Genomic DNA, 26,538 nt, shown 5'->3' with positions numbered 1-26,538 from the left:
ATAGCTGTGATCTGCCAAAGTCCTACAGCCCGAACCGCATCAAGACAAGCTGTCCATAGCCTGGCAGATGGCGACCATAATTTTGCCACGGCGTTGGTCTAACATTCCTTTAACAGAAGGCGTATAGGGTTGAGCGTTATGACAATTCCGACCGGCGACAACAAAGTGTTCTTGTTCCTGCAAGGCCCGCACGGGCCGTTTTTTGCAGCGCTGGCACGCATGTTGCGACGCTCTGATGCCACGGTCTGGCGGGTTGGCTTTAACGCTGGAGATCGCGCGTTCTGGCCACATCAAAAAAGCTTTATTCCCTATCTAGGTACGCCTGAGGCCTGGCCTGAGACCTACAAAAATATCCTGTCTGACAAAGGCGTTACTGATATTGTCCTCTACGGTGACGTGCGTCCAATCCATGCCCAAGCGGTGGAGATCGCCAAAGATGCGGGCATCCGCGTACATGTCTTTGAAGAAGGCTATTTGCGGCCCTACTGGGTGACGTACGAGCGCGGCGGCTCCAACGGAAACTCCCGTTTGATGACCATGAACCTTGCGCAGATGGAAAAGGCGCTGGAAGGCTCCGATATGGAAACTCCTATGCCTCCGGGGCACTGGGGCGACATGCGCCATCACGTGTTTTACGGCGCCCTGTATCACTGGTTTGTGATGTTCACCAACCGCAAGTTTCGCAATTTCCGCCCGCACCGAGCGCTCTCGGTCACACGCGAATTTCAGCTGTATTTACAACGCCTTCTGCTGATGCCTTTTCTCGCCATTCAACGCCGCATCGCCACTTTGCGCATTCGCTACGGCGGTTTTCCGTATCACCTCGCGTTGCTGCAACTTGAACATGACAGCAGCTTTCAGAAACATTCGCCGTTTGCCACCATGACCGACTTTCTGTCGTTGGTGATCGAGAACTTTGCGGAAAGCGCCCCCAAACATCATCATCTGGTGTTCAAAGCGCACCCGCTCGAAGATGGCCGCGTGCCTCTGCGCAAGGAAATTCGCAGATTGGCCAAATCTTACGGCATTGAAAACCGTGTGCACTACGTGCGTGGCGGCAAGCTGGCGCAACTTTTGAACGACACCCGCACCGCTGTCACAGTGAACTCCACTGCTGCGCAACAGGTGCTCTGGCGCGGCATCCCGATCAAAGCTTTTGGCGACGCAGTTTATAACCAGCCGGAGTTTGTCAGCACGCAATCTTTGACGGATTTCTTCTCTGCCGCGACCCGGCCCGACAGCCGCGCTTACAAGACCTATCGCCGCTATCTGCTTGAAACCAGTCAAGTTCCTGGTGGGTTTTATTCCGCCCGTGGCCGCCGCCGTCTGCTGCGTCAAGTGGTCGATATGATGCTGTCAGATGATGATCCGTACCAGGCTCTCGCCGCCGGCACAGCGGCACCAAGGCAACAGTTGCGGCTTGTGAAGTGACCCCCACAAGGTCTAGCGCTGGATTTTTGGTTAGGATTTCTGTAAGTTGTCTCAAAAAACTGAGGCAGAATAATCAGGTCGAGGAGACCGAGCAGTGAAATCCTTTGCATCCCGAGTGGGGAAGTGCGCCGTCGTGCTGACTATGGCGACCGTTTTGGCGTCGTGTAGCCTTGTGCCGCGCTCCGGCCCCAACAAACGCGAAATCTACGCAGGCTCTGTGCAGCGAGAAGGCGACGCCTTCATTGTTGCCGTGAACGACCGCGTCTCCCGTGCCACCGCCGTAGTGCCCGCACTTGGCTTCTCTGACGGTTTCCAGAACGCAGGCCAACTTGGATCTGACACGATTCGACCCGGCGACATTCTGGCGCTGACCATTTGGGAAAACGTCGACAAACCGCTTTTGGGTCCGGAAGGCCAAGTGGCTGCCGTGCTTGAAGAAGTTCAGGTCGACGGCGCTGGCTTTATCTTTGTTCCATATGCCGGCCGCATCCGTGCCGCAGGCAACACGCCTGAAGGCATTCGCCGCATCATCTCCGCAAAACTCGAGGAACAAACACCTGATCCACAAGTCGAAGTCCGCCGGGCTGCTGGTGACGGTGCCACCGTGTCTTTGGTTGGCGCTGTTGGTGCACAAGGCGTCTACCCGATCGAGCGCCCGACCCGCACACTCTCCACCATGCTGGCGCAGGCCGGTGGTGTGACCATCGTGCCAGAGATCGCCCAGATCACCGTTTTGCGTGGCAAAGAAACCGGTCACATCTGGTTTCAGGATCTTTACGACGATCCGAAACTCGACATCGCCCTGCGCGGCGGGGATCGCATTCTGGTCGAAGAAGACACCCGCGCCTTTACAGCCCTTGGCGCCACCGGCACCCAAAGCCGTGTAAACTTCTTCACCAAAGATCTGTCGGCCATTGAAGCCTTGGCGCAGGTTGGCGGTTTGACCCCGACCAGCTCTGACCCAACCGGCGTGTTCATCTTTCGCAACGAGGCAGACAAAGTTGCCAATAACGTGCTGGGCCGCAAAGACCTCACCGGTGCACAGCGCATGGTCTATGTGCTCGACCTGACCAAGCCAAACGGCATGTTCATGGCGCGCGACTTCATCATCCGAGACGGCGACACGCTCTATGTGACCGAAGCCCCAATCACGACATGGGATAAAACCATCTCAGCGGTCACGGGTACTCTGACATCTGCTGACACATTGAGCAGCCTCGGCGGTCTCTAAACGTGCAGAACCATTCTGAAAATCAAACCGCCGGGGGCGACGACCCCCGGCGGCTTTTTGCATTCAACGGCGGTTTCTTTTTTCAAAAACGCCTGCGCCGCATTCTTTCTCTTGCTGGTTATGACCTCCGTTTCGGCCGCCCCACTCCAGAGGACTTAATTGCCATTTGGGGCAACAGCCCCACCGCCCATCGCGGCCATGCAATGGCTCAGAAAACCGGCGCATCTCAGCTCTACGTCGAAGATGCCTTCCTGCGCTCCCTCTTCCCTGGCCGGGTTGGCAAAGAGCCTCCCATCGGCTTGATGATCGACACCACCTGCCCGCACTTTGATCCCAGCCAACCCTCTGATTTGGAAAAGCTTCTTAAACATGAACCGCTGGATGACACGGCACTTCTAAACCGAGCGCGCGGCGCAATTGAACGCCTCAAGGAATCCCATCTCACCAAATACGCTGCAGTCGATCCACACCTGCCGCCCCCCGATCCGGGTTATGTTCTGGTCATCGATCAAACCCGCGACGATGCCGCCGTAACTGCCAGCGGCGCAGACAAATTGCGTTTTCAGGAAATGCTGGTGATGGCGCAGGAAGAAAATCCCGGCGCACGCGTCCTGATCAAGACCCATCCAGAAACCCAACACGGCGCACGCGCAGGGTACTATGGCGAAAAAGATACGCGTGACAACGTGCGCCTTTACACCGACGCAATCAGCCCGTGGCTGCTTTTAGAGGGCGCCATTGCCGTCTATACAGTGTCCTCCCAACTTGGCTTTGAAGCCATCCTTGCAGGTCACAAGCCCCGCGTCTTTGGGCAGCCGTTTTACGCTGGATGGGAGCTCACCCAAGACGAATTTCCGATCTACCGCCGCCAACGCCGCCTGACTCGGGCTCAGCTCTTTGCCGCCGCGATGATCCTCTACCCGACCTGGTATGATCCCTGCCGTGACCGACTTTGCGAACTCGAAGACAGCCTAGAACAGCTTGCCGCCCAAACCCGTACCTGGCGCGAGGATCGTCACGGGTGGAACGCCTTTGGCATGCGCCTGTGGAAGCGCAAACCGTTGCAAAGCTTCTTTGGCCGCCACAAAGCGCTCACCTTTGACAAGCGCAAATCTACCCGTCCCGCTATGGTCTGGGCCAGCAAGCAGGGCCCAGATGGCGCCACCCGTATCGAGGATGGCTTCTTACGCTCCCGCGGCCTTGGCGCAGAACTCGTCCCCCCGATGTCCTTGGTCTGCGACGACCTCGGCATCTACTACGACCCCAACCAGGAAAGCCGCCTGGAGCACCTGATTTGCCAACGCACCAGCCTGCGACCAGATCAGCAGCTACGGGTGGAGCGACTGACCAAGTCGCTGAAAAAGCATCGCATTACCAAGTACAACCTCGGCGGGGCCACCTTTGATCTCCCCGAAGGTCACCGCATTCTCGTGCCCGGCCAAGTCGAGGACGACGCGTCTATCCTCACCGGCACCACCAAAATCAAAACCAACCTCGACCTTCTGAAAACCACACGTGCAGCCAACCCAACGGCTCGTATTCTCTACAAACCGCACCCCGACGTGGAAGCAGGCCTGCGCAAGGGCCAAATTCCTCCTGAAGAGGCCGCAACCTATGCAGACATAGTGCTGGATCAAGCCGATATGGCACCTCTTCTAGAGAAGGTTGATGAAGTCTGGACCATGACCTCTCTCACCGGGTTTGAAGCCCTCTTGCACGGTCGCAAGGTCACCACGCTTGGCGCACCATTTTATTCAGGTTGGGGGCTGACGGATGATCGCGGCGATGTTCCCGCGCGCCGCACCGCACAAAGCAGTCTCGAAGGCCTCATACACGCAGCACTCATTGACTATCCGCTTTACCGAGATCCGGTATCCGGCCTACCCTGCTCTGTCGAAGTTGCACTGGACCGATTGGCATCTGGCGAAATCCCCCATCCAAGCTGGGGCAATCGCTTATTGTCCAAACTACAGGGCCGCTTTGCCAGCTATCAATCGCTTTGGCGTTAGACGTTAGCGCGGGTTTCGCTGCGCTTCGATGCGGTGCCAGACACTCATGATGTCCTGCCCCATGTGCTGATGTGACACCAAGTCAAATCGCGGCGCTTCGCCCAAACGTGCCAAACCCATCGCACCAATCGCCGGATGACCTTCCGCGCCAATCACCACACCTGCGGAAAAGGTGATCAACTCATCCACCATATCGGCCGCCATCAGCGACGCGGCCAGCGCCCCGCCTCCCTCGCAGAACACGCGCGTAAGCCCTTGTTTCCCAAGCGCCTCCAGCACACCTTTTGCGGACAAATGCACACCATCCAACGGACAGGGCAACAACTCTGCCCCAAGGTCGCGCCAGGTTTTCTGCAATGACACATCTGCGTCCGCACCGTGCACAAGCCACAACGGGACGTCCTTCGCGGTCTGCGCCAAGACACTCATCAAAGGCAGGTCCAACCGTCGCGAGACCACCACCCGCACCGGCTGCGCCACCTCGCCAAACTCGCGCACTGTCAGAGTCGGATCATCCGCCCGCGCGGTGCCGCCGCCAACCATCACCGCGTCATGGCGCAGACGCATGCCATGTACTGCCCGCCGAGAGTCCGGCCCGGTGATCCAGCGGCTTTCACCCGTTGCAGTGGCAATCCGTCCATCCAAAGTGGTTGCCAGTTTTAATGTCAAAAACGGGCGGCCAAGATCGGTTTTTAGGAAGAACCCCTGTAAGTCCCGCGCGGCCTCATCCGCCAGAACACCGGTGGTCACCTCAATGCCCGCGTCACGCAGCATCGCCAAGCCACGACCAGACACCCGCGCGTCGCTATCCTCGACCGCGACAACAACCCGAGCAACCTTGGCCGCGATCAGCGCCTCTGCACACGGCGGCGTTTGTCCATGATGGGCACAAGGTTCAAGCGTTACATAAACAGTGGCCCCACGCGCGGCTTGTCCGGCCTGAGCAAGCGCCACGGGTTCCGCGTGTGGACGCCCACCTGGCTGGGTCCAGCCGCGGCCAACAACACGTCCATCTTTCACAATAACGCAGCCCACGGCCGGGTTTGGCCAGCAGACACCTTGACCGCGCCGGCCCATCGAGAGGGCCAACGCCATGTAACGGCGATCAGTCACGTTTACTCCTCAGGAGATTGGTCGGGACGCAGTTCGCTTACAAATTTATCAAAATCATCGGCCGCTTGGAAGTTTTTGTAGACGCTGGCAAAGCGCACATAGGCCACGGTATCAATCCGCGCCAAGGCTTCCATGACAATCTCACCAATGGTTTTAGACGGGATATCCGTCTCTCCCATGCTTTCAAGTCGCCGCACGATGCCGCTGATCATCTGATCAATGCGCTCTGGTTCAACTGGGCGCTTCTGCATGGAGATGCGGATCGAGCGTTCAAGCTTGTCACGGTCAAAGTCTTCGCGACGACCGTTGGTTTTCACCACAACAAGATCACGCAGTTGCACGCGTTCATAAGTGGTAAACCGTCCGCCGCATGCTGGACAAAACCGCCGGCGCCGGATCGAAACGTGATCCTCCGCAGGCCGTGAATCTTTCACCTGAGTGTCGATGTTTCCGCAAAACGGACAGCGCATAGACTTCCCCTTGTTCCAACTGCTCTTTGCCTGTGCCGCAATAGGTTACGGCGTGGGTTGGGTATTTTCCCAAGTTATCCACAGGCACTATAGGAGAGCTACAACTCTTTGGGTAGAGGCAAAAAGCCACCCCAAGATAGGCGATACTGGGAAGCCACGCTTTGATTTCCCCCTGATGATTTTTCAACACGCCGCTATATCACTTTCATAGACCTGACGGTCTTCCAATCATGCACCTAAATGCGCCGTCACACTCCTGGTGTGCGGCGCATTCCTGTGTTCAAACAGGTAAATTCCCTGCCAGGTTCCCAGTGCCAAACCCCCATCCGTGATTGGGATCGACAACGACACAGGCATCATCGCCGCTTTGATATGAGCCGGCATATCGTCCGGGCCTTCATAGGTATGCGTCAGGTAGTGCATCGCTGGGTCTGTTGTTGGCGGCACCAACCGATGAAAGAAATTTTGCAAATCGGTCTGCACTTCCGGGTCGGCATTTTCCTGAATGAGCAAACTACAGGAGGTGTGCCGCACAAACAGCGTTAACAATCCTGAACGTTCACTTTGGGCGACCCAACGCGCAACATCCTGTGTAAACTCGTAGAGCGCTGGCCCACGGGTGGATATCTGAAACTCTGTCTGCATTGGCATTTGCCTGTTAGCTGGTGTCGCTGTTGCGCGGCGGAGCGCAGCTGTTGCGCGCACGACCAACGCTGTTTGCCTGACCGACACTTGGCCCCCAGTTACCTGCCCGCCCTGTGGCCCCTGAAACCTGCTCCGGTGGCTTCAGAGAAAACTGCGCGGCATCTGGGCTTTTCATGGTCACGCCTTGCCCAGCCCCACCGACAGTATAAACCAGCGCATTGTCTGGTGCCCCAAGCGCACCGCTCGCGTAGGAGCCCGCTCCGCACCAGAAATCGGACTTCCGGCCATTTGGCCGTGCAATCACCTCAAACACATCGGTATTCACCGGATTCACACGCACCCCGTTGCGCGCCGTAAACGCCGCGCTGCCTCCGGTCTGGCACGCAACTAATGACAAGAGCGACAACGCAGAAATCCCGGTGAGAACCTCATGTTTCATAACACCCCCAACCGTCAGGCTTTAGGACCAGAAACTGTTCTGATCGATGTTGCAGTCCTGCCGAGCGGATCCTACTGATTTGCTCGCGCCTAACCGAGGCCCCCAACGGCCCGATCGACCGGTGGCACCCTGTGCAACTTGCGGAGGCTTCAGGGAAAACTGCGCCGTTTCGGGATTGGCCGTTACCGTACCTGGCCCGGTGCCACCGACGACGTATACCCGCGCATTGTTGGGCGCCCCCAGACGGCGGCTCGCGTAATCGCCCGCTGCACACCAAAAATTAGCCTCGATGGCATTGGGCCGCACGCCCACTTCAAAAACGTCAGCGTTCACCGGCGTCACTTGTACGCCACCACGTGAGACAAATCCGCCGCCTCCGCTGGCATCCATGCAGGCGCTCAGCACCAGGGAGCCAACCATCATACATACTGGGAGTGTCTTCATTCTTTTTCTCCATTGCCGTAGTGGCTAGCCAGGGAGTTTATCCCATGTCGGGAAAACTGAGCGGCGGGTTTAGAAAACGGCAAAAGGGTCGCCGATGATACGGCAATACCGGCGCGCATCAGCCACAAATTCATCTTCACCAATGCGAGGGCCAAACGTCCCGTTGCGTCCCGTGGCCCCAACCGCCTGCCCCGCAGGTTTTAGGGAGAATTGCGCTGTGTCGCGCGCGTCGCTGGTCACACCAGGTCCCGCTTCACCAACCACATAAACTCTTGCGCCCGCAGGCGCGCCTAGCACTTGCCCTGCATAGTTTCCAGCCCCACACCACAACTGCGCCGTTGGATTACCGCCAGGCCTTGGAGCCACTTCGAAAACATCCGCAGACACCTGATTCACTCGAATATTGCCGACAGTTGTAAAATCACTGGTGCCCAAACCACCTGCCTCGGAGCAGCCAGCTACTAGAAAAATCGCTAAAGCGGAAAATCGTTTCATCAAAAAACTCTGGGGTTGTCGTCCACCCAACGTGGTGAACAAGATCAACCTACCTGCAAATGGCGCAAGAGAAAAGGCCAGCAAAGCTGCTGGCCTGGTCACGTTTACTGCATATGTCCGGGCCATCACCCTAGATACACTCAGAAAATTTGATCACCCATCTGATCAATCATCTGTTTTGCTTTGCCAATTGAGGCCTCAACAGCCTCGCCATGATCGCGGATTACATCCGCCCGGATCAACGTGTGGCTTTTGGCCTCACCGTTCACAACACCATCAATTCGCGCAGAGATGCGAAACTGACCACTTTCCGAAATTGGACAAGGGGTGATCTGGAACCCCTTATACTCCACCGGCTGAGCAGTCTTTTCGGAGGCAGCATCTTTGCTGTCACCACCACCGAAAAGTTTTTTGAACAACGACATCGCTTACTGGTCCAGGAAACTGCGCAGCTTCCGCGAACGGCTTGGATGTTTCAGTTTGCGCAGAGCTTTGGCTTCAATCTGACGAATACGTTCCCGCGTCACGCTGAACTGCTGACCAACTTCTTCAAGAGTGTGGTCAGTGTTCATGCCAATGCCAAAACGCATCCGCAGAACACGTTCTTCACGTGGTGTGAGGCTCGCAAGCACCCGTGTTGTGGTCTCTTTGAGGTTTTCCTGAATGGCGCTGTCCAGCGGCAGCACAGCATTCTTGTCCTCAATGAAGTCACCCAGCTGGCTGTCTTCCTCGTCCCCAATTGGGGTTTCCAGAGAGATCGGCTCTTTGGCGATCTTCATCACCTTGCGGACTTTCTCCAGTGGCATCTGCAGCTTTTCAGCCAGCTCTTCTGGCGTGGGCTCGCGGCCAATTTCGTGCAGCATCTGACGTGAGGTCCGCACCAGTTTGTTGATCGTCTCAATCATATGCACAGGAATACGGATGGTACGGGCTTGGTCGGCAATCGAACGGGTGATCGCCTGACGGATCCACCAAGTCGCATAAGTGGAAAATTTGTACCCGCGACGGTATTCAAACTTGTCCACCGCCTTCATCAGGCCGATGTTACCTTCTTGAATGAGATCAAGAAATTGCAGGCCACGGTTGGTGTATTTTTTGGCAATCGAGATCACCAAACGCAGGTTGGCCTCGACCATCTCTTTCTTGGCCTGACGCGCCTCTTTTTCACCCTTCTGAACCTGCTGCACGATGCGGCGGAATTCCGGGATATCCAGACCAACGTATTGACCCACTTGCGCCATGTCGTTGCGCAGCTCGGTCACTTTGTCGACGGAGCGCTCCATAAACATCTGCCAACCACGACCGGATTTTGACGACATGTCGTCCAGCCAGTTTGGATCCAGCTCGCGACCACGGTAGGCTTCGATGAATTCACGGCGGTTGATGCGCGCTTGGTCGGCCAGCTTCACCATGGAGCTGTCGATCTGCATCACGCGGCGGTTGATGCCGTACAACTGGTCAATCAATGCGTCGATACGGTTGTTGTGCAGGTGAAGTTCATTCACCAACTCCACAATCTCGGACCGCAGCTTTTGATAGATGCTTTCGTCTTTTTTGGAAAAAGACCCGTCTTCATTCAATGTCGCAGAAATCCGTGCATCCTGCATATCCGAGAGCATCGCAAAGTCGCGGGCAATGACATCCAGCGTTTCCAGCACGCGCGGCTTCAGCGCGGCTTCCATCGCTGCAAGCGACATGTTGGCCTGCTCGTCTTCATCATCATCGTCGTCGTCTTTGGCAATTGGATTGCCGTCAGCGTCGAGTTCCTGCTGTCCGTCTTCCGATTTCGGCGCCGAGGTCACATTGGCAGCTTCAGCGGCCACAGGCGTAGACTCGCCCTCCTCTTCGTCTTCACCCATCTGGTTGCCAAAGGTGGTTTCCAGATCAATCACGTCGCGCAACAGAATATCTTCAGACAGAAGTTCGTCACGCCAGATTGTAATCGCTTGGAAGGTCAACGGGCTTTCGCACAGACCGGCGATCATTGTGTTGCGGCCAGCCTCAATGCGCTTGGCAATCGCAATCTCGCCTTCGCGGCTCAGCAGTTCAACCGAGCCCATCTCGCGCAGATACATGCGCACCGGGTCATCGGTACGATCCAGCTTCTCGTTAGCGCCGCTGGAAACAGCCACGCCGCGATTGGCCGAAGACGTATCCACAACTGCGGTGGATTTTGCCTCTTCTTCTTCTTCTTCGTCTTCGATGATGTTGATGCCCATTTCAGACAGCATCGACATCACGTCTTCAATTTGCTCGGAGCTCACTTGATCAGGCGGCAGAACTTGGTTCAGCTGATCGTACGTGATGTAGCCCTTCTCCCGGGCCTCAGCGATCATTTTCTTGACGGCTGTCTGGCTCATATCGAGCGAGATTTCGGCGTCCTGATCGGCGGGCTTCTGGTCGTCGGTGTCCTTGGCGGCCATTCAATGCTCCTGCAAGTTCGGGCTAAGGTGATTCGCTGGCTCCGAATCAACCCCGCAATAGGGTGATTCGCAACCCCACCGCGTCCGTTTTCTTCATGTGTTGCTTACAAGGCTGCGCCGTAAGGGAATTATCCCTTGCGTGGTGGCTTCCCACCCCTCGTAAAATCGATCATTTCCCGCAGCGCATCCAACGCCGCGCGTTCATCCTTGTCAATTGGCGCCCCATTGTCGCCAACAGCAAAATCGCCCCCGCCTTCTTCGTCGAGACCGCTTTGCATTGCTCTGTTTCGCGCCTCAGCCGCTTGTCCCAACCGCCACGTCATTGCCTCATCAGCAACACTTAGGAGATCTTCTTCGGCTTCGGCGATTTCTTCGCTCAACCCCCGCTCGGTTTTGAGCTTTGCGAGCTCCTCGGTCAGCGTCATGCGCGCCAGCGCCATGTCGCCGGGCTTACGTACCGCGGGGGTGATGGCGACATGGGGTTGGCGCAGCAGGTTTTCAACCATCTCCAGCCCCAAAGCCATTTCTACATTGCTACGTGGATCAGGAGTGTTGGCATAACGCAGCAAAACATCTCGCAAATGCGCGTTGTCCTGATCCAAACAGTTCATGCTTTCGATCTCATACTCAAAATCATCCAGCAGTTCTGGATTGACCAAGGCCACGGCCAAAACCACGGCCTCGCGCACCCGTCTCTCCACGGGCCCTTCGCTGGCCGCCAACATCGACGTCTTGGTGTGGGCTTGCACCGTCGGCTCCGCGCTCCATTTGCCTTTTTTGAATGTGCCTTTTCCGCCGCCCCGTTGCGGTCGGAACAAATGGAAACGCAACTCCTTAATCGCTTCGCCGTAGTGGCTGCGGATCGAAGGGTCCTGGATCAATTTAATCTTCTGTTTGAGCAGTTTGTCGAGCGCAGCCCGTCTCTCCGGACTGTCAAACACCTTGCCTTCGATTTCACGTTGCCAGAGCAGGTTCACCATTGGCATGGCCGCATCGAGCACCTTTTGCACAGCACTTGCGCCTTTTGCCTTGATCAGGTCGTCAGGGTCTTGCCCATCTGGCATGATCGCAAAGCGTAGAGATTTGCCGGCTTCCAGCAAGGGCAAAGCCAAATCAACAACCCGCATGGCCGCGCGAATGCCCGCCTTATCACCATCAAGCGCGATGATTGGCTCATCTGAAATCCGCCACAGCAACTGCAACTGGTTTTCTGTTACCGCTGTCCCCAGCGGCGCCACCGAGGCGCCAAAGCCAGCGTCACACAAGGCAATCACATCCATGTAGCCTTCCGCCACAATCAAAGGCTGGCCTTTACCTGCAGCTTCCCGTGCCGGACCATGGTTGTAGAGGCTGCGTCCTTTGTCAAACAGCTCCGTCTCCGGACTGTTGAGATATTTGGCATTGTCATTTGGGTCCATCGCCCGCCCACCAAAGGCAATGCATTTGCCGCGCGCATCCCGGATGGGGAACATAATCCGATTGCGGAAGGTGTCATAGGGCTTGCCACCTTTGTTGGACGGCTTTGCCAGCCCAGCGCCCATGATCAAGTCCGGGTCCACGCCTTTGCCGGTCAACGCATCCCAAAGGCCCTGCCACCCGTCCGGTGCAAAACCGATGTCAAATCTGTCCCGCGTCTCCTGCGCCATGCCGCGCCGATCAAGGTAAGCCCGCGCCTCGCTCCCTGCCCCAGCATTCAACATCAGCCGGAAATGCTGCACAGCCATTTCCATGACATCCGACAGCTGCGTGCGACGGTCAGCTTTCTGTTGCGCCTGCGGATCACGCTTGGGCATGGTCATCCCAGCTTCTTCCGCCAGAATTTCCACCGCTTCCATAAAGCCGACGTTCTCGGTTTCGGTCACAAACTTGATCGCGTCGCCCTTGGCCTGACAGCCAAAACAGTAATAATACCCCTTGCGATCATCGACATGAAAAGACGCGGTTTTTTCATGGTGAAACGGGCACGGCGCCCACATGTCACCCTTGCCCTGATTGGACTTGCGCGCTTCCCACATGACTTTGCGCCCCACCACCTGAACGATGGAGGTGCGGCTGCGAAGCTCATCTAGGAATCCGGGCGGTAAGGACATGTTGATCCGATTAGGTCAGTTTGAAGCGGACTTCTGCATTTCCTGAATTTGGTCCCAATTGTCCAGACACTGTTGCTCAACTTGTGCACCCAGATCGATCTTTTTCAGGTCTCGCTTTTTGGCACCATAGACCACCGGCGCAAAATGCAGAATTGCCGCGTTGTAGTTTTCGGGCCAAGTTGGCTCGCTAGCCAGCAGATACTCTTCCAAATCTTTAGCCTTCACCTTGTCCAGGCGCGCGTCCTGGATCGCTTTGATAACCTGACCCTGATACATACAGGTGTCTTCTTTGCCATCGGCTGCATAGGCTGCACTGCTTAGCATCAGCGCCACGAGAGTATAACGGACCATCAAGGCCTCCTGAATCACTTTAGACCCAGCGAGACTACCCGCGTGCGGCAAGGCTTTCCATGGCCCTTTGCAAATCGTGAACAAGTGTTTTGGCCATGGAGCGGAACGTCATGATCTGAAACACCTGCTCCCCGACACGGGTCACCGACACCGTCATATGTCCCAGCATCGTACGCGCCGTGTTCCCGCGTTTGAAGGTCGTCGCGCGCAAGTCAACAGGCACAAGCCGTGCCAACACACCCTCTGCCTCTGCGCCTTCCAGCTTCACAACCGTCCAAGCATCGCTTTGATCCACCACAGTGGCCTCGTTCTGCAGGATCCAGTTTGGCGTAGGTCCAAGCAACATGGCCTGACCAGGCCCGAACCAGACAGCACGGCTCGCAGCCGTGCCCGTCGCCCGATTGGGTTTTGGCATTGCCATGCCATGCGCGGACTTCAAGAGATCGGAACAGGCTGCGAACCGTTCCTTGCGGGCGGTGATCATCGTCAGGCTCACCGGCAGTTCTTCGGTCAACGACACATCGCCAACGGTCAGCGGCAGCAAGGTTTCACAAGGCGTCTTTGCAATCAACTCAACCACGCATCCGCCCTCCTTCGGGGTCAAAAAAAACCGGATCACACACCTCACAGCGCGCAGTCACGCCGCGCAAATGGTCCACCATCACCACCTGCTCCCCATGCCGCGCCCGCCCATTGCGCAAAAACGCCAGCCCAAGGAAACTCTCAAAGGTCGTCGAGAAGCCGACGGAGGTGGTATACCCCTGCTCATTCTCGCGCACGGGGTCTGCGTCCACCTCAAACAAATGTGCCCCGGCGGTTAATTGCTTCACTGCCCCCACCGGCTTTAAGCCCACCAACTGCTCACGCTCATCGCCATATAGGCCGGGCCGCTCACTCATTGTTTTGCCGATGCAATCTTTCTTGGCGCTCACCATGCGTTCCATGCCAATATCAAAAGCCGTCGTGCGCCCGTGGATTTCCGAATGGGTGATGAAGCCTTTTTCTATGCGCAGCACATTAAGCGCTTCCATGCCATAAGCCCCGCCGCCCAGCGCCTCCGCCTTTTGCACCAGCGCCTGATACAGGCTCTCACCATAACGCGCGGGCACCGCAATTTCGTATGCATGTTCTCCGCTGAATGAAATGCGGAACAATCGCCCGCGTATGCCGCCAACTGTGATCTCTCCGCAGCCCATGAACGGAATGCGCTCGTTGTCGATCTCCTCGCCCACAATACCAGACAGCAGCTCCCGCGACTTTGGCCCCGCAACCGCAAACTGCGCCCAATGTTCGGTCACCGACACCATCGACACATCCAGTTCTGGCCGCAAACATTGATGCACATACTCCAGATGCCGCATCACCGGCCCCGCCGCCGCCGTGGTGGTAGTCATGACAAAATGCTCTTCGCCCAAACGCGCGGTTGTGCCGTCATCCAACACCGTGCCGTCTTCACGCAGCATCAAACCATAGCGCACCTTGCCCAGCTTCAGCGTGCTAAACGTATTGGTGTAGACAAAATCCAGAAACGCCCCCGCGTCCGAGCCTTGAATGTCGATCTTGCCTAGCGTGGACACATCACACACCCCAACCGCATTGCGTACCATCTGCACCTCACGGTCACAGCTTTGCCGCCACTTGGTTTCGCCCGTCTTTGGGAAATAGCTCGGACGATACCAAAGCCCCGCCTCAATCATCGGCGCGCCATCAGTGACGCTGGCCTCATGGCTGGTTGTGAACCGCTCCGGCGAAAAGCCAATGCCCTGCCCACCAGCACCCAGCGCGGCAATGCTCACCGGCACAAACGGCGGGCGGAATGTCGTGGTTCCCGTTTCCGGAATGCCCCGCCCTGTGGCATCCGCCAGCACAGCCAATGCACCCATGCTGGAGGTTTTTCCCTGATCCGGTGCCATGCCCTGAGTGGTGTAGCGTTTCATATGTTCCACAGAGCGAAAGTTCTCCTTCGCAGCCTGCTTCACATCCTTCACGGTCACGTCGTTCTGAAAATCCAACCACGCGCGGCCACGTCCTGCCACTGCCCAAAGCGGTTCCAAGTTGTAAGGCGCGTCCTCTGCCACGAGCCGCTCCGTTTCCACAGCCTTGAAACCCAGCGCCTCCACAGCCTCATTGGCTTTCTCAGCCCCTTCGTTCAGCGCACCCAGCGTCGAGAATGTGCCGTTACACGCCCCCGCTGTGGTCATGCCCGGCACCATGCCCTCCACTGGGCCAAAACTCTGAATGTCCTCGCTCCACTCTGGCCGCCCATTCATATGGCAGGTCAAATGCACCGATGGGTTCCAACCGCCAGACACCGCCAGACAATCCGTGCCAAGCTTCTCTTCGCCGCTAACCGTTCGGTAGGTGACACTTTCGAGCGCCTTACGCCCTCCTGCGTCACAGACCTCAGCCCCAGGAATCACCTGGTAACCCTGCCCCTCTGGCGCATCTTTTCGACTGTCCAACACCGCCGTCACATGCACACCCGCAGCCCTCAAATCCCGCGCCGTGCGATGGCCGTCGTCATTGTTGGTGAACACGGTTACCGCACGCCCCGGGGCCACACCGTAACGGTTCACATAGGTGCGCACCGCCGCCGCACTCATAATGCCGGGCCGGTCGTTGTTGCGAAACGCAATAGGCCGCTCAATGGCCCCAGTACACAGGATTGTACGCTTCGCCACGATGCGCCAGAAACACTCCAACGGTCGTCCACTTGCGTCATTCAAATGATGGCTGACCCGCTCCAATGCTCCGAAGGTGCCCTGATCATAAGCACCAGTCACCGTGGTGCGCGGCATCATCCGCACATTGGGCATGGCAGACAGCTCATCCACCACATCCGCCGCCCATTCCGACGCGGAAATACCATCCACCTCTTCGTTCTCGCTGTTCAAGCGCCCGCCAAGTTCGCTGTCCTCATCGGCCAACAGAACGTCAGCCCCAGCCCGCGCCGCCGTCAAAGCCGCCATCAGACCCGCAGGCCCGGCGCCAATCACCAGCACATCACAGAAGGCAAAGGCTTTCTCATACAGGTCTTCATTGTGCGCACCGGACAGCGCGCCCAGGCCAGCCGACCGGCGAATGATCGGCTCATACACCCGCTCCCAAAATGCCTTGGGCCACATGAATGTCTTGTAATAAAATCCCGCCCCAAGAAACGGGGCTGCAAGATCGTTGATTGCCAAAAGGTCCACATCCAGACTGGGCCAACGGTTCTGGCTGCGCACTTCAAGACCATCATAGATTTCCTGCATCGTGGCCCGCACATTCGGGTCCTGATGTGCCGCCCGCCCCACGGTGACCAACGCATTGGCCTCCTCTGAGCCCGCGCCCATCACGCCGCGTGGACGGTGATATTTGAACGACCGTGCCACAAGCTTGATGTCGTTGGCCAACAACGCAGAGGCCACTGTGTCTCCCGCAAAGCCCTGCACGCGATGACTATCAAAAGTAAAACTGACCGGCTTGCTCCGATCCACACGGCCCCTGCCCGCAATCCTCATGCGCTGGCCTCCTTCACATCAGATGCCAACGCCGTGGTCAAAACCTCATGGGTCACTGTGTTGCGCGAGACCACAATCCAGGCGCCGCAACCGCCTTCATGATACCAAAGGTCTCGTGTCATCCCCGCCGGATTGTCGCGGTTGTGCAAATAGTCATCCCACACCACATCACTGGCGTCCGGATCAGGACGGTTCAACGCCACCGCATCGCCCTGATAGTAAAACTCGCGCCGATCACGTTCGCCACAATGCGGACAGGTCAATCTCATTTGCTGTCCTCAGAGCTGCTCTGTTCTGCTTCCGAGGTGCTGTTCTGCTTAAAATCATAAACGCTGCGCGCAGCCTCACATTGATGCGCCGCCACTCGGTTGAGCTTGTACTTCACGGGTTTGCCTGGCACCTCCGCCAGATCCACTGCGCCACCACAACTGTCGGTTTCGCCCACCCACAAATTGTCGGTCTCAATGGTCATGGCCTCGCCGGTGTCGCGTGCCACATAGAAATTGCCGCCATCACATTCTACCGCGCAGCCTTTTCGGCCGTCGTAGTCAAAGCACAGCAGAAACTGATCCAACACCTGCCCCGCGTGTTCGGTACCCGCCACATGACCTTGATTGGAAAAGCCAACCAGCATGTTGGCCAGCTTGTTCTGATTGTCGTCTTGATAGATCCACAACTGCATCCAATCGACCACCTGCGCAGGTTGCCCTGCCAAATGCGCATCGGAGTAATCACGCACATAACACCCTGCATCTGGCCCTTCAGCCAACACAGGCCCCGCCAGCATTACCCCACTCAACGCCAAACTCCTGATCAAAACTTTCATCACCACGCCCTCAATGCAAATTGTGCTGAGAGCCGGTGCCCTCTTCATCCATGATCCCCACGCCAGTGCGGAACCGATCCATCCGGAACTTCGCGGCATGGTCATGGTGCTGATCCGTCGCCATCAAATGCGCCATACACCAGCCAGAAGCCGGCACCGCTTTGAACCCGCCGTAGTTCCAACCACAATCGATGTAGAGCCCGTCAATACCCTCCATCTTATCAATAATGGGCGAACCATCTGGCGTCATATCCATGATCCCGCCCCAAGACCGCAGCACCTTCGCTTTGCCAATCATCGGCATCAGTGTCATGCCCGCTTCCATAACATGTTCTTTCATCGGCAGGTTGCCGCGCTGGGCATAGGAGCTGTAGAAATCCAGATCGCCACCAAACACCAATCCACCTTTGTCCGACTGACTGATATAGAAGTGCCCCATGCCAAAACTGATCACATGATCCATCACCGGCTTGAGTCCCTCGGTCACAAAGGCCTGCAACACATGGCTCTCAATTGGCAACCGCCGTCCGGCCATGCCCGCCACCAATCCGGACCGACCAGCCACAATGATCCCAACCTTCTTGGCCCGGATCACGCCTTTGCTGGTCTGCACCCCTTTCACAACACCCTCTTCGATGTCGATGCCCGTGACTTCACAATTCTGCACCAGATCCACACCGCGATCAGAGGCCCCCCTGGCATAACCCCAGGCCACCGCATCATGGCGGGCCGTACCGCCGCGTGGATGATACAGCCCGCCATAGATCGGAAATCGTCCCTGCTCAAAGTCCAGGTAAGGCAGCTTCTTGCGCACCCCTTCCCGATCTAGCAGTTCCGCATCATCCCCCTGATTGATCATCATGTTGCCACGCCGCGCAAACGCATCCCGCTGCCCGTCACTGTGAAACAGGTTGACCAATCCACGTTGGGAAAACATCACATTGTAGTTGAGGTCCTGTTCAAGCCCTTCCCAGAGCTTCATCGAATGGGAGTAAAACTCGCTATTGCCCTGCAAAAAGTAGTTGGCCCGCACAATGGTGGTGTTGCGCCCGACATTGCCGCCGCCAAGGTAGCCTTTCTCCAGCACGGCGATATTGGTCATGCCGTGGTTCTTGGCAAGGTAATAGGCGGTCGACAAACCATGCCCACCGCCGCCAATGATCACCATGTCATATTCCGGCTTGGGCTGAGCATCACGCCAATGCGCGGACCAGCCTTTGTTGCCAGTCAGTCCCTCTGCCAAAACCTTGAGGCCGGAAAACCGCATGTTTTTGTCCCCTGATTACCCAGTGAAGGTGTGCCTTCAAATCCGACACGACCTCCTGACATCAGGCGCATAATTTCCGCGCAAGGATGGCCGCTTAGCGACAGAATGCGTCGCTAAACGGTCAATTGCAATCAGGGTTTTGGAGAAGTTCTACAAGGCTTGCTTAAGGTGTCGCCGCTTTGCGCTCTGCCTTACTTAACACACGAGGTTCCACGACAGGCGCGCCACCCTCAAACAATGGATTGTCCTTCACCTGGCCGCGCATCAGCGCCCCAAAATGCCGCGCCAACACATTAAATCCAGCTTTGTTGAACCCGTAATCCTTGAGAGGTTCCGTGCCAAACGGCGCATCCTTGGTCTGCACCACTGCAATCACCTTACCGATGGCCTTGCCAACACCGTCGCCTTGCATCGTCGGTACCGACACACCAATAAAAGCCAACTTCGTGCCACCCAACGTGTTGAACACCGGCGTGTTACAGCAGCTTGCGTACCACCGCATAAGCCCTTTGGGTGACAACCGCAGGCAGGCCAGATGATCCTGACCCTTGGTGAGTTCCAAATTTGCGGGAATGGTCTGAAAGATATCAGAGCCACCACGCGGCAAAAGCGTCTCTTCCGCACCCAGCGCATGTGCGCCAGCCTGACAATCTTTGCAGTGACATTGCACATGTGAGCCCGTTTTCGGGCTCACATTTTTTAGTTTTGCACCAAACTGCCCACACCGGCAGCCAATCGTCAAATCAACCATCAAAGTCCTTTTGCGCGATAGCTGGCTGCCACCTTCTCAATCGACACGAGGTAGGCCGCTGTGCGCAAATCCTCTACATCGGCACGGTCGTGCCACACATCTCGCATAGATTGATAGGCAATGCGCATGGTGTCATCAAGCCCAGACCGCACAAGCTCCAGCTCATCCGCCCCACGCAGATACTTCTGCTTAAATCTGTCGGTCAAACTGTACTGGTTGCCCAGCGCTTGACTGATCTGCTCAAGCTCATCCACCACCAACTGGTGACGCGCCTCTTCCTGGCGACGCTGCATGCGGCCAAAGCGGATGTGGCTGAGGTTTTTGACCCACTCAAAGTAGGACACGGTCACACCACCGGCGTTGGCATACATATCGGGAATGATCACGGTGCCCTTTTTGCGCAGGATATCATCCGCCCCGGCAGTCACCGGACCGTTCGCAGCTTCAATGATCAACGGGGCCTGAATGCGCGCCGCATTCTCCATGTTGATCACCCCTTCCAGCGCCGCCGGAATAAGGATGTCACAGGCCTCTTCCAACACTTTGCCGCCTTCGCGGGTGTAGGTTGCATCCGGGTACCCGGACACACCACCATGTTTGGCCAGCCACTGCTGCACCGCGTCAACGTCAATGCCGTCTTCGTTGTATAGCGCACCATCGCGCTCAATAACGCCGACGATCTTTGATCCGTCTTCATCCGACAGGAACTTCGCCGCGTGGAAACCCACATTGCCGAGACCCTGCACAATGACGCGCTTGCCATCAAGCGTGCCTTCCAAGCCTGCCTTTGCAACGCCACGCTCATCCCGGAAGAACTCTTGCAGCGCATACTGCACGCCCCGGCCGGTCGCTTCGACACGACCAGAAATCCCCCCCGCGTTAAGCGGTTTGCCAGTGACACAGGCGCGCGCATTGATGTCTGTGGTGTTCATGCGCGCGTATTGGTCTGCAATCCAGGCCATCTCACGCTCGCCGGTGCCCATGTCAGGCGCGGGCACGTTTTGCGATGGGTGGATCAGATCACGCTTGGCCAACTCATAAGCAAAGCGGCGCGTGATGCGTTCCAACTCATGTTCGTCGTATTTACGCGGATCAATGCACAGCCCACCTTTGGACCCACCAAACGGCGCTTCCACAAGCGCACATTTGTACGTCATCAATGCCGCCAGTGCTTCGACTTCGTTCTGGTTCACACTAGGCGCAAAACGGATACCACCTTTGACAGGCTCCATGTGCTCTGAGTGCACAGACCGATAGCCCGTGAACGTTTGGATTTGCCCGCGCAAACGTACCCCAAAGCGCACGGTGTAGGTCGCGTTACACACGCGAATTTTTTCTTCCAAGCCCGGTGGCAAGTCCATCAGCGCCACCGCGCGATTGAACATTAGGTCAACACTTTCCCGAAAACTCGGTTCTTTAATAGCGCTCATCATTATCCTCCCGACAAGCAACACACTGCGACTCACTGCCACACTTACCGACTTAAGTATGAGTAAGGTCATAACAGCCGCAAAGATAACAGTTGAAAATTCGCAACACCATAACTTGTCTCTGTCTCCATCTTGGAAACAGAAGCCCCCAAGCGGCCAGAACTGTATCCAACCATCTGCAATAATTGAGAAAAATCTTAATCATCGCCTAACGAACTGCTAGGTTTCGCCCCAATTGCGCCCCAATCCATTGAAATAAGAATTTGCGACGCAGACCGTCTGGAGACGGGGAGTCCCATGTCGGGTGTGTCGCAGAGAGGTATGTAAAATGAAACAGTTTCAGGCACCGAAAAGGCCACCTGTTACGCCCCTGCCAAAGGCCCTTTGGCGGTTGGGCACACACCGTTTCCGCAAGGAAGAAGACGGTGTCATGGTCGGCTTTAGCGTTTTTCTCATCATTATGATGATCATGATTGGTGGCATTGGCGCCGACATCATGCTCGCAGAAATGCGGCGCACACAGCTGCAGCACACATTGGATCGCGCCATTTTGGCCGCCGCGGATCTGGATCAAACGCGCGCCGCCGATGTGGTTGTAGCGGATTACTTTGACAAGGCAGGCGTTGCACACACGCTCAACGAAGTGACCGTGTCCCAGTCCCTCAACCATCGCAGTGTGAGCGCAACGGCACAAATCGAATCCAACCTCGTGTACAGCACGGTTGGACGGGACTTCGACACGCTGCGGCCCGAGCAACCCGCCGGAGACGTATACACCAGCGCTGAAGCACAAGGACTGGCAACCAAGCTCCCCGCACGCACCAGCCTGACCATCGGCGCAAGTGGCACCGCAGAGGAGCGTATCGGCAACATCGAAATTTCGATGGTGCTCGATGTGTCCGGCTCAATGGGCAACAACAGTCGCTTGAGCAACCTGAAGATTGCCGCAAAAGAGTTTGTGCAGACCATGGACGACAACACCGAGGACGCCACCATGTCGATCTCGATTGTCCCCTACTCCGCGCAGGTATCTGCCCCGGACGAAGTTATGGCAGCGTTGCAAACCCAGGGTGAAAACCCGGTTGCAAATTGTCTGAATTTTAGTGCCGCAGATTACAACACCAACTCTATCTCCCCAACCGATACATACGATCGCACGCTTCACTTCACCTGGAGCAGCAGCGAGTACGACAATCGCTCCAGCAATTCTGTGGTCAACGATAGCTACATCGATTGCCGACAAGAGAGCTCTCGTGAATTGGCGCTGATGCAGAACGACACACAGGCGTTGAAGAACTACATCGACAGCTTTTTTGCCAAAGGCAACACCTCCATCGACACCGGCATGAAATGGGGCACCGCCCTGCTTGATCCGGCATTTCAACCGGTGGTCTCAAGCATGATCGACAGCACCGATGGAGACACAGGCACCATTTCCAATGTGTTTGAGGGACGCCCATATGACTACGGCAGCAATGAATCTTTGAAAATTGTGGTCCTGATGTCGGATGGTCAAAACACGCGTCAGCACTTTGTGACCGAAAACTACCGTTACGATGACTCCAACGTTTGGTACAACGCGCAAGAAGACTTCTATTCGATCTATCTCGGTGAAGACGAATGGGACGACGACAATGACGGCATCTACAATGAACCGATCTATTTCTGGCCGTCGCAGTACAAGTACAAAGACCACGCCTATGGCGAAGGCAGCTACGAGACCACGGAAACTGTGAACTCGGACGTGTGTCGGTCTTATCGTCGCAACGGCAGCTGCAAGCGGTACTACAAGATCAAAAAAACCGTGACAGTGAACGAACCAGGCGAAGCCAAAGTTCTGTCCTATGCAGACCTGTGGGCCTACACGACACCGAAATACGTGGCCGACAATATCTATGGTCCTCTGATGGGCGAAAGTGCCGCTCGGAACGAATGGTATTACCCGGTGATCGACGATGTGGGCTACGGCACCAAAGACGCCCGCACCCGCAGCGTTTGTGAGGCCGCCAAAGAACAAGGCGTCATTGTCTTCGCAATTGGTTTCGAAGCACCTGATGCAGCGCGTGTGGTTCTCAAAGACTGCGCCAGCTCTGACAGCCACTACTTCGACGTGCAGGGCCTCGAAATCCGCGACGCCTTTGCCGCCATCGCAACATCCATCCGTCAGCTGAGGTTGATCCAATGATCCATACGGTTCTCAAAAAAGCCCGCTCAATCCTGCGCAAGGAAGATGGTGCCGTCACGGTCGACTTTGTCATCATGGTACCCTTCTACTTGAGCGTTTTCCTGGCATCCGCCGAACTTGGCTTGATGTCCCTGCGTTACGCTTATCTGGAAAGGTCACTTGATGTGGCGGTGCGCGACATTCGCCTCTCCACTGGGCATGCACCGTCCCACGATGAACTGGTCCAGCAAATTTGCGATCAGGCCAGCGTCATCCCGGATTGCACAAACAATCTGTCTCTGCAGATGTTCCAACGCGACCCTCGCAATTGGACCGAAGTGCCTGAGGCCAGCACCTGCGGCACGTTGCACGAAGACAACGCAACCGTTGATCCAGTGGTACGCTTTGACGATGGCGCAGCCAATGAGATGATGTTCGTGCGGGCCTGCGCCTCGGTTCAGGCCATCTTCCCCGGCGCCTTGTTTGTGCCGGTCGCCGTCCGCAACAGCGAGGGCGAGTACGCCTTAGTTGTTGAAAACACCTTTGTTCAGGAGCCTCGTTGATCCATGTCTGTAATGAACCTACGCAAATCTCTTGCGACGTTCCGCAAGGACGCCTCGGGCTCTGTTGCAGTCGAATCTGCAATCATTTTCCCGACCCTGCTGTTCTGTCTGTTTGTCATGATGAACATCTTTGACGCCTACCGCGCAAAGTCGACCACGGAGAAAGCCGCATTTGCCGTATCCGACATGTTGTCGCGCGAAACCACCGCCGTAAACGCAGATTACCTTGATGGTGTGCACGCCGTATTGGAGGAAATCTCCACAGTTCGTAGCGAGCACACGCTCACTGTGAGTCATGTGTTTTGGAGCCCGGTTTCCGGCGACTATGAACTGTCTTGGTCTCGCAGTAATGGCAGTGGCAGCGGCATCACGGCATCAGAGTTTGAAGCGATGAAGGGCAAATTGCCAGTCCTGGTGGACGGCGAAAGTTTGATCGTTGTGGAAACATCGGCTCATTATTCGCCGCCAATTCTAGCCGGCTGGAATGGCAAGCGCCCCTACGGTGAAGAAAGCGCGCTGAACATGGATATCGAGACATTTGTGTTCACCCGCCCCCGCTTTGCGCCACAATTGGCCTGGAGCAACAGCTAAGACAGGCGCTGTTGCAGCGCGGAGCCTTTACCCCTCGGTTTGACTCCGCTCCGCCATCAGTGCTTCAATGATCTGAGCCATAGACTTTGCCTCAGATCCGGGTGTTACGCCGCCAATGCCCACCCGACGGCCAAACGCCCACCAAAGCCCCGGTTGCCACTTGCGCGACCGGGGCTTTTTAAGGTGCACCGTAAAGCCATTGGACGGTTTGAGATCAAACATGCCAACTTTGATCGCGGCAATATTGTCCAGCGGTGCAATCATCTCACCTGACGTGCTGCGAAGACCCTGGTGAGTAAGCTCAATGCGGTGCTCCGTCGCCCGACGGGTGGCATCTGCCAACCAAAGCACCAACCCGCCCAGGACCAACAGAAACATCCGCCAGTGCAGCGCAGGCGCTGTTGTCAGGGCAATGTAGATCAACACGCCCCCCAAAACAGACAAAGTCGCGAGGCCAAACAGGCGGCGCATAGGGGAAGCGGTGATGGTGGCCAGAACCTCTGGGAGGTCCGAAGTGTCTTGCGTGGTCATGTCTGTCCTGACGGAGTTAATACGGCATCGGATGCGCGCGATGTGCGGCGCTGATGTCTTTAAGCACTTCTGCGCCCAGTCGCAAATCAGCCCCTGCCAAAATGTGCTTTAGTTGATCCACAGTTGTGGCCCCAAAAATCGACGAGCACATAAATGGCCGCTGCACGGTGAAGGCCATCGCCATATGCACCGGATCCAGCCCGTGTTTGCCCGCGATGTCCAAATAGGCCTGCACCGCGTCAAACACGCGTGGGCCAACCCGCCCTCCCAAATCACCGTTGATTGATTTGCGCGAGCCGTCTGGCGTTGCGCCGTCCTGATATTTTCCGGTCAGCAACCCGGTGGCCAGCGGAGAAAATGCCAGCCAACCAACGTCCTCATTCACACAAAGCTCCGCCAGATCGGTGTCTCCCATGCGACAGAGCAGCGAATACTCGTTCTGAATCGACGCCACCCGTGGCCCACCTTTGTCTTCAGACATCCGTAGCCATTGCGCCGTGCCCCAAGTGCTTTCGTTTGATAGCCCAAAGGCACGAATACGCCCTTTGTCGACCTCTTTCTGCAAGGCCTCCAGCACCTCTCCCATATGCGTCAGCGTGTCCGCCTTGTTTTGGCCCGACGGATCATAATCCCAGTTTTGGCGGAACATATAAGAGCCGCGGTTGGGCCAGTGGAACTGGTAGAGGTCGATATAATCGGTCTGGAGCCGATTGAGCGAGCCTTCAATCGCTTCCGGAATGGTCTTGGCGGAGATCTGCGCCCCACCCCGAACATGCGCCAAACCTGCACCGGAGTGCTTGGTCGCGAGGATCATATCTTTGCGCCGCCCTGTCTTGGCAAACCACGTGCCAATGATCTCTTCGGTGCGGCCTTGGGTTTCAGGGCTTACCGGGTTGACGGGATACATCTCCGCCGCGTCCACAAAATTGATACCCGCATCCAGCGACATATCAATCTGCTGATGCGCCTCCGCTTCATCGGTTTGTGTGCCGAAGGTCATGGTACCAAGGCAAAACTCCGACACGTCGATGCCGGTTTGACCCAAAGGGTTCATTTTCATGGGAGATCATCCTGTCACAAATGTTTGTGCTTAACTTAGGGCGTATGGCGTTGATCGCAAGCGGCGCCAATTCACCCCCGAGATATTTTGAGAAGGAGAAGAATCGGGTCAGCGCGTACCGCGGGCGTGGAAAATAAAGCCCAATGTGTTGAGTAAAAGCTGCGCTGCGAGGATGGCTGTCGAGCCTGTTGGGTCATAATCCGGAGCCACTTCGACAAGATCAATGCCAACCACCTCATGCTGTTTGGCCAGCGCCTGCATCATCTCCAGCACATCGTAATAGAGAAAGCCTCCATGGCTGGGCGTACCTGTCCCCGGTGCGATTGACGGGCAGAAAGCATCAATGTCCACCGTCACATAGACCCGCGCGCCCTCGGGAATACGATTGATCAACGCCTCCGCCCCAAGCTTGCGCGCCTGTCGCACGCTCAAGATGTCGCTGCCCATAGCCCGCGCATCCGCGTAGCCCTCTTTGGCAGTGGAGCTGACATTGCGAATGCCCACTTGCGTGAAACCGGTGACATAGTCCTTTTCCGCCGCCCGCCGCATCGGGTTGCCATGGCCAAAGCGCACCCCGTGGCGCTCATCAACAAAATCCAGATGCGCGTCGATCTGCAGAATGTGGATAGGCCCCTGATCGTCAAACGCATTGATGCAGGGGATGTTGATCGAATGATCCCCGCCAATGGTGACCGGCAAGGCCCCCGCTTT

General features: G+C 56.6%; 26 protein-coding genes. 6 read left to right on the top strand and 20 right to left on the bottom strand.

Features of this window, described 5'->3' with window-relative positions; all coding sequences use genetic code 11:
* Nucleotides 1-138: 138 nt before the first annotated feature.
* The 3 genes from QZ517_RS01585 to QZ517_RS01575 all read left to right on the top strand — a co-directional run bounded on the left by QZ517_RS01585 (nucleotide 139) and on the right by QZ517_RS01575 (nucleotide 4,671).
* On the top strand, nucleotides 139-1,431 hold the full coding sequence (locus QZ517_RS01585) for a capsular biosynthesis protein (protein ID WP_294220993.1): 1,293 nt from the start codon (nucleotides 139-141) through the stop codon (nucleotides 1,429-1,431).
* Between the two features lie 142 nt (nucleotides 1,432-1,573).
* Nucleotides 1,574-2,662, top strand: coding sequence for a polysaccharide biosynthesis/export family protein (locus QZ517_RS01580; protein ID WP_294221183.1), 1,089 nt, complete (start codon nucleotides 1,574-1,576; stop codon nucleotides 2,660-2,662).
* 2 nt (nucleotides 2,663-2,664) lie between these two features.
* Nucleotides 2,665-4,671, top strand: a complete 2,007-nt coding sequence (locus QZ517_RS01575) for a capsular polysaccharide biosynthesis protein (RefSeq protein WP_294220991.1) — start codon at nucleotides 2,665-2,667, stop codon at nucleotides 4,669-4,671.
* Between the two features lie 3 nt (nucleotides 4,672-4,674).
* On the opposite strand, the gene ribD is transcribed toward QZ517_RS01575, so the two are convergent.
* From ribD to QZ517_RS01490, 17 genes are all read right to left on the bottom strand, one after another.
* Complete coding sequence (ribD, locus tag QZ517_RS01570; RefSeq protein ID WP_366765993.1) at nucleotides 4,675-5,784, bottom strand: bifunctional diaminohydroxyphosphoribosylaminopyrimidine deaminase/5-amino-6-(5-phosphoribosylamino)uracil reductase RibD; 1,110 nt, start codon at nucleotides 5,782-5,784, stop codon at nucleotides 4,675-4,677.
* 2 nt (nucleotides 5,785-5,786) lie between these two features.
* Nucleotides 5,787-6,254 carry a transcriptional regulator NrdR gene (gene nrdR / locus QZ517_RS01565; RefSeq protein WP_283425268.1) on the bottom strand — a complete coding sequence of 156 codons (468 nt, stop codon included), beginning with the start codon at nucleotides 6,252-6,254 and terminating at the stop codon, nucleotides 5,787-5,789.
* Between the two features lie 228 nt (nucleotides 6,255-6,482).
* Entirely contained in the window at nucleotides 6,483-6,899 is a 417-nt protein-coding gene (locus tag QZ517_RS01560; RefSeq protein WP_294220981.1) for a secondary thiamine-phosphate synthase enzyme YjbQ, read from the bottom strand.
* A gap of 13 nt (nucleotides 6,900-6,912) precedes the next feature.
* A complete protein-coding gene (locus QZ517_RS01555) occupies nucleotides 6,913-7,338 on the bottom strand; it encodes a hypothetical protein (RefSeq protein ID WP_294220978.1) in 426 nt (141 codons plus the stop codon).
* A 21-nt stretch (nucleotides 7,339-7,359) separates the two neighbouring features.
* The gene (locus tag QZ517_RS01550) at nucleotides 7,360-7,782 is read right to left on the bottom strand and encodes a hypothetical protein (protein ID WP_294220975.1); all 423 of its coding nucleotides are present in this window, start codon (nucleotides 7,780-7,782) and stop codon (nucleotides 7,360-7,362) included.
* Between the two features lie 69 nt (nucleotides 7,783-7,851).
* A complete protein-coding gene (locus tag QZ517_RS01545; RefSeq protein WP_294220970.1) occupies nucleotides 7,852-8,277 on the bottom strand; it encodes a hypothetical protein in 426 nt (141 codons plus the stop codon).
* A gap of 140 nt (nucleotides 8,278-8,417) precedes the next feature.
* A complete protein-coding gene (locus QZ517_RS01540; protein WP_294220967.1) occupies nucleotides 8,418-8,702 on the bottom strand; it encodes an HlyU family transcriptional regulator in 285 nt (94 codons plus the stop codon).
* Nucleotides 8,703-8,705: 3 nt separating this feature from the next.
* A complete protein-coding gene (gene rpoD / locus QZ517_RS01535; protein WP_294220964.1) occupies nucleotides 8,706-10,700 on the bottom strand; it encodes an RNA polymerase sigma factor RpoD in 1,995 nt (664 codons plus the stop codon).
* Between the two features lie 128 nt (nucleotides 10,701-10,828).
* Nucleotides 10,829-12,790 carry a DNA primase gene (dnaG, locus tag QZ517_RS01530; protein ID WP_294220961.1) on the bottom strand — a complete coding sequence of 654 codons (1,962 nt, stop codon included), beginning with the start codon at nucleotides 12,788-12,790 and terminating at the stop codon, nucleotides 10,829-10,831.
* Nucleotides 12,791-12,805: 15 nt separating this feature from the next.
* Entirely contained in the window at nucleotides 12,806-13,141 is a 336-nt protein-coding gene (locus QZ517_RS01525; RefSeq protein ID WP_294220958.1) for a hypothetical protein, read from the bottom strand.
* 34 nt (nucleotides 13,142-13,175) lie between these two features.
* On the bottom strand, nucleotides 13,176-13,721 hold the full coding sequence (locus QZ517_RS01520; RefSeq protein WP_294220955.1) for a sarcosine oxidase subunit gamma: 546 nt from the start codon (nucleotides 13,719-13,721) through the stop codon (nucleotides 13,176-13,178).
* The gene (locus QZ517_RS01515) at nucleotides 13,714-16,644 is read right to left on the bottom strand and encodes a sarcosine oxidase subunit alpha family protein (protein ID WP_294220953.1); all 2,931 of its coding nucleotides are present in this window, start codon (nucleotides 16,642-16,644) and stop codon (nucleotides 13,714-13,716) included. Before QZ517_RS01515 ends, QZ517_RS01520 begins: the two co-directional genes overlap by 8 nt.
* Complete coding sequence (locus QZ517_RS01510; protein ID WP_294220950.1) at nucleotides 16,641-16,913, bottom strand: sarcosine oxidase subunit delta; 273 nt, start codon at nucleotides 16,911-16,913, stop codon at nucleotides 16,641-16,643. Before QZ517_RS01510 ends, QZ517_RS01515 begins: the two co-directional genes overlap by 4 nt.
* Nucleotides 16,910-17,470, bottom strand: coding sequence for a hypothetical protein (locus QZ517_RS01505; RefSeq protein ID WP_294220947.1), 561 nt, complete (start codon nucleotides 17,468-17,470; stop codon nucleotides 16,910-16,912). Before QZ517_RS01505 ends, QZ517_RS01510 begins: the two co-directional genes overlap by 4 nt.
* 10 nt (nucleotides 17,471-17,480) lie before the next feature.
* Entirely contained in the window at nucleotides 17,481-18,737 is a 1,257-nt protein-coding gene (locus QZ517_RS01500; RefSeq protein WP_294220943.1) for a sarcosine oxidase subunit beta family protein, read from the bottom strand.
* A 163-nt stretch (nucleotides 18,738-18,900) separates the two neighbouring features.
* Nucleotides 18,901-19,488: a DUF6151 family protein gene (locus tag QZ517_RS01495; protein WP_294220941.1), complete on the bottom strand. Its 588-nt coding sequence runs from the start codon at nucleotides 19,486-19,488 to the stop codon at nucleotides 18,901-18,903.
* On the bottom strand, nucleotides 19,488-20,918 hold the full coding sequence (locus QZ517_RS01490; protein ID WP_294220938.1) for a Glu/Leu/Phe/Val dehydrogenase: 1,431 nt from the start codon (nucleotides 20,916-20,918) through the stop codon (nucleotides 19,488-19,490). Before QZ517_RS01490 ends, QZ517_RS01495 begins: the two co-directional genes overlap by 1 nt.
* Nucleotides 20,919-21,246: 328 nt before the next feature.
* Here QZ517_RS01490 and QZ517_RS01485 point away from each other — a divergent pair, with 328 nt between their 5' ends.
* From QZ517_RS01485 to QZ517_RS01475, 3 genes are read left to right on the top strand one after another with little or no spacing between them, the layout of a single operon-like run.
* A complete protein-coding gene (locus QZ517_RS01485; RefSeq protein WP_294220935.1) occupies nucleotides 21,247-23,103 on the top strand; it encodes a VWA domain-containing protein in 1,857 nt (618 codons plus the stop codon).
* Nucleotides 23,100-23,645 carry a pilus assembly protein gene (locus QZ517_RS01480; protein ID WP_294220932.1) on the top strand — a complete coding sequence of 182 codons (546 nt, stop codon included), beginning with the start codon at nucleotides 23,100-23,102 and terminating at the stop codon, nucleotides 23,643-23,645. The genes QZ517_RS01485 and QZ517_RS01480 overlap by 4 nt, the downstream gene beginning before the upstream one ends.
* Nucleotides 23,646-23,648: 3 nt before the next feature.
* Entirely contained in the window at nucleotides 23,649-24,236 is a 588-nt protein-coding gene (locus QZ517_RS01475) for a TadE/TadG family type IV pilus assembly protein (RefSeq protein WP_294220929.1), read from the top strand.
* Between the two features lie 27 nt (nucleotides 24,237-24,263).
* Here the strand turns inward: QZ517_RS01475 and QZ517_RS01470 are convergent, their stop codons facing one another.
* The 3 genes from QZ517_RS01470 to QZ517_RS01460 all read right to left on the bottom strand — a co-directional run.
* Nucleotides 24,264-24,767, bottom strand: coding sequence for a hypothetical protein (locus QZ517_RS01470; RefSeq protein ID WP_294220926.1), 504 nt, complete (start codon nucleotides 24,765-24,767; stop codon nucleotides 24,264-24,266).
* Between the two features lie 16 nt (nucleotides 24,768-24,783).
* The gene (locus tag QZ517_RS01465) at nucleotides 24,784-25,827 is read right to left on the bottom strand and encodes an aldo/keto reductase (RefSeq protein ID WP_294220923.1); all 1,044 of its coding nucleotides are present in this window, start codon (nucleotides 25,825-25,827) and stop codon (nucleotides 24,784-24,786) included.
* Nucleotides 25,828-25,935: 108 nt separating this feature from the next.
* A partial coding sequence (locus QZ517_RS01460; RefSeq protein ID WP_294220920.1) for an arginase family protein occupies nucleotides 25,936-26,538 on the bottom strand: 603 nt, incomplete at its 5' end.

This window comes from uncultured Shimia sp., from assembly GCF_913054185.1.
Lineage (GTDB): Bacteria > Pseudomonadota > Alphaproteobacteria > Rhodobacterales > Rhodobacteraceae > Shimia.
The sequence above is the reverse complement of the archived record's forward strand: the minus strand, read 5'-3'. Positions and strand labels throughout refer to the sequence as shown.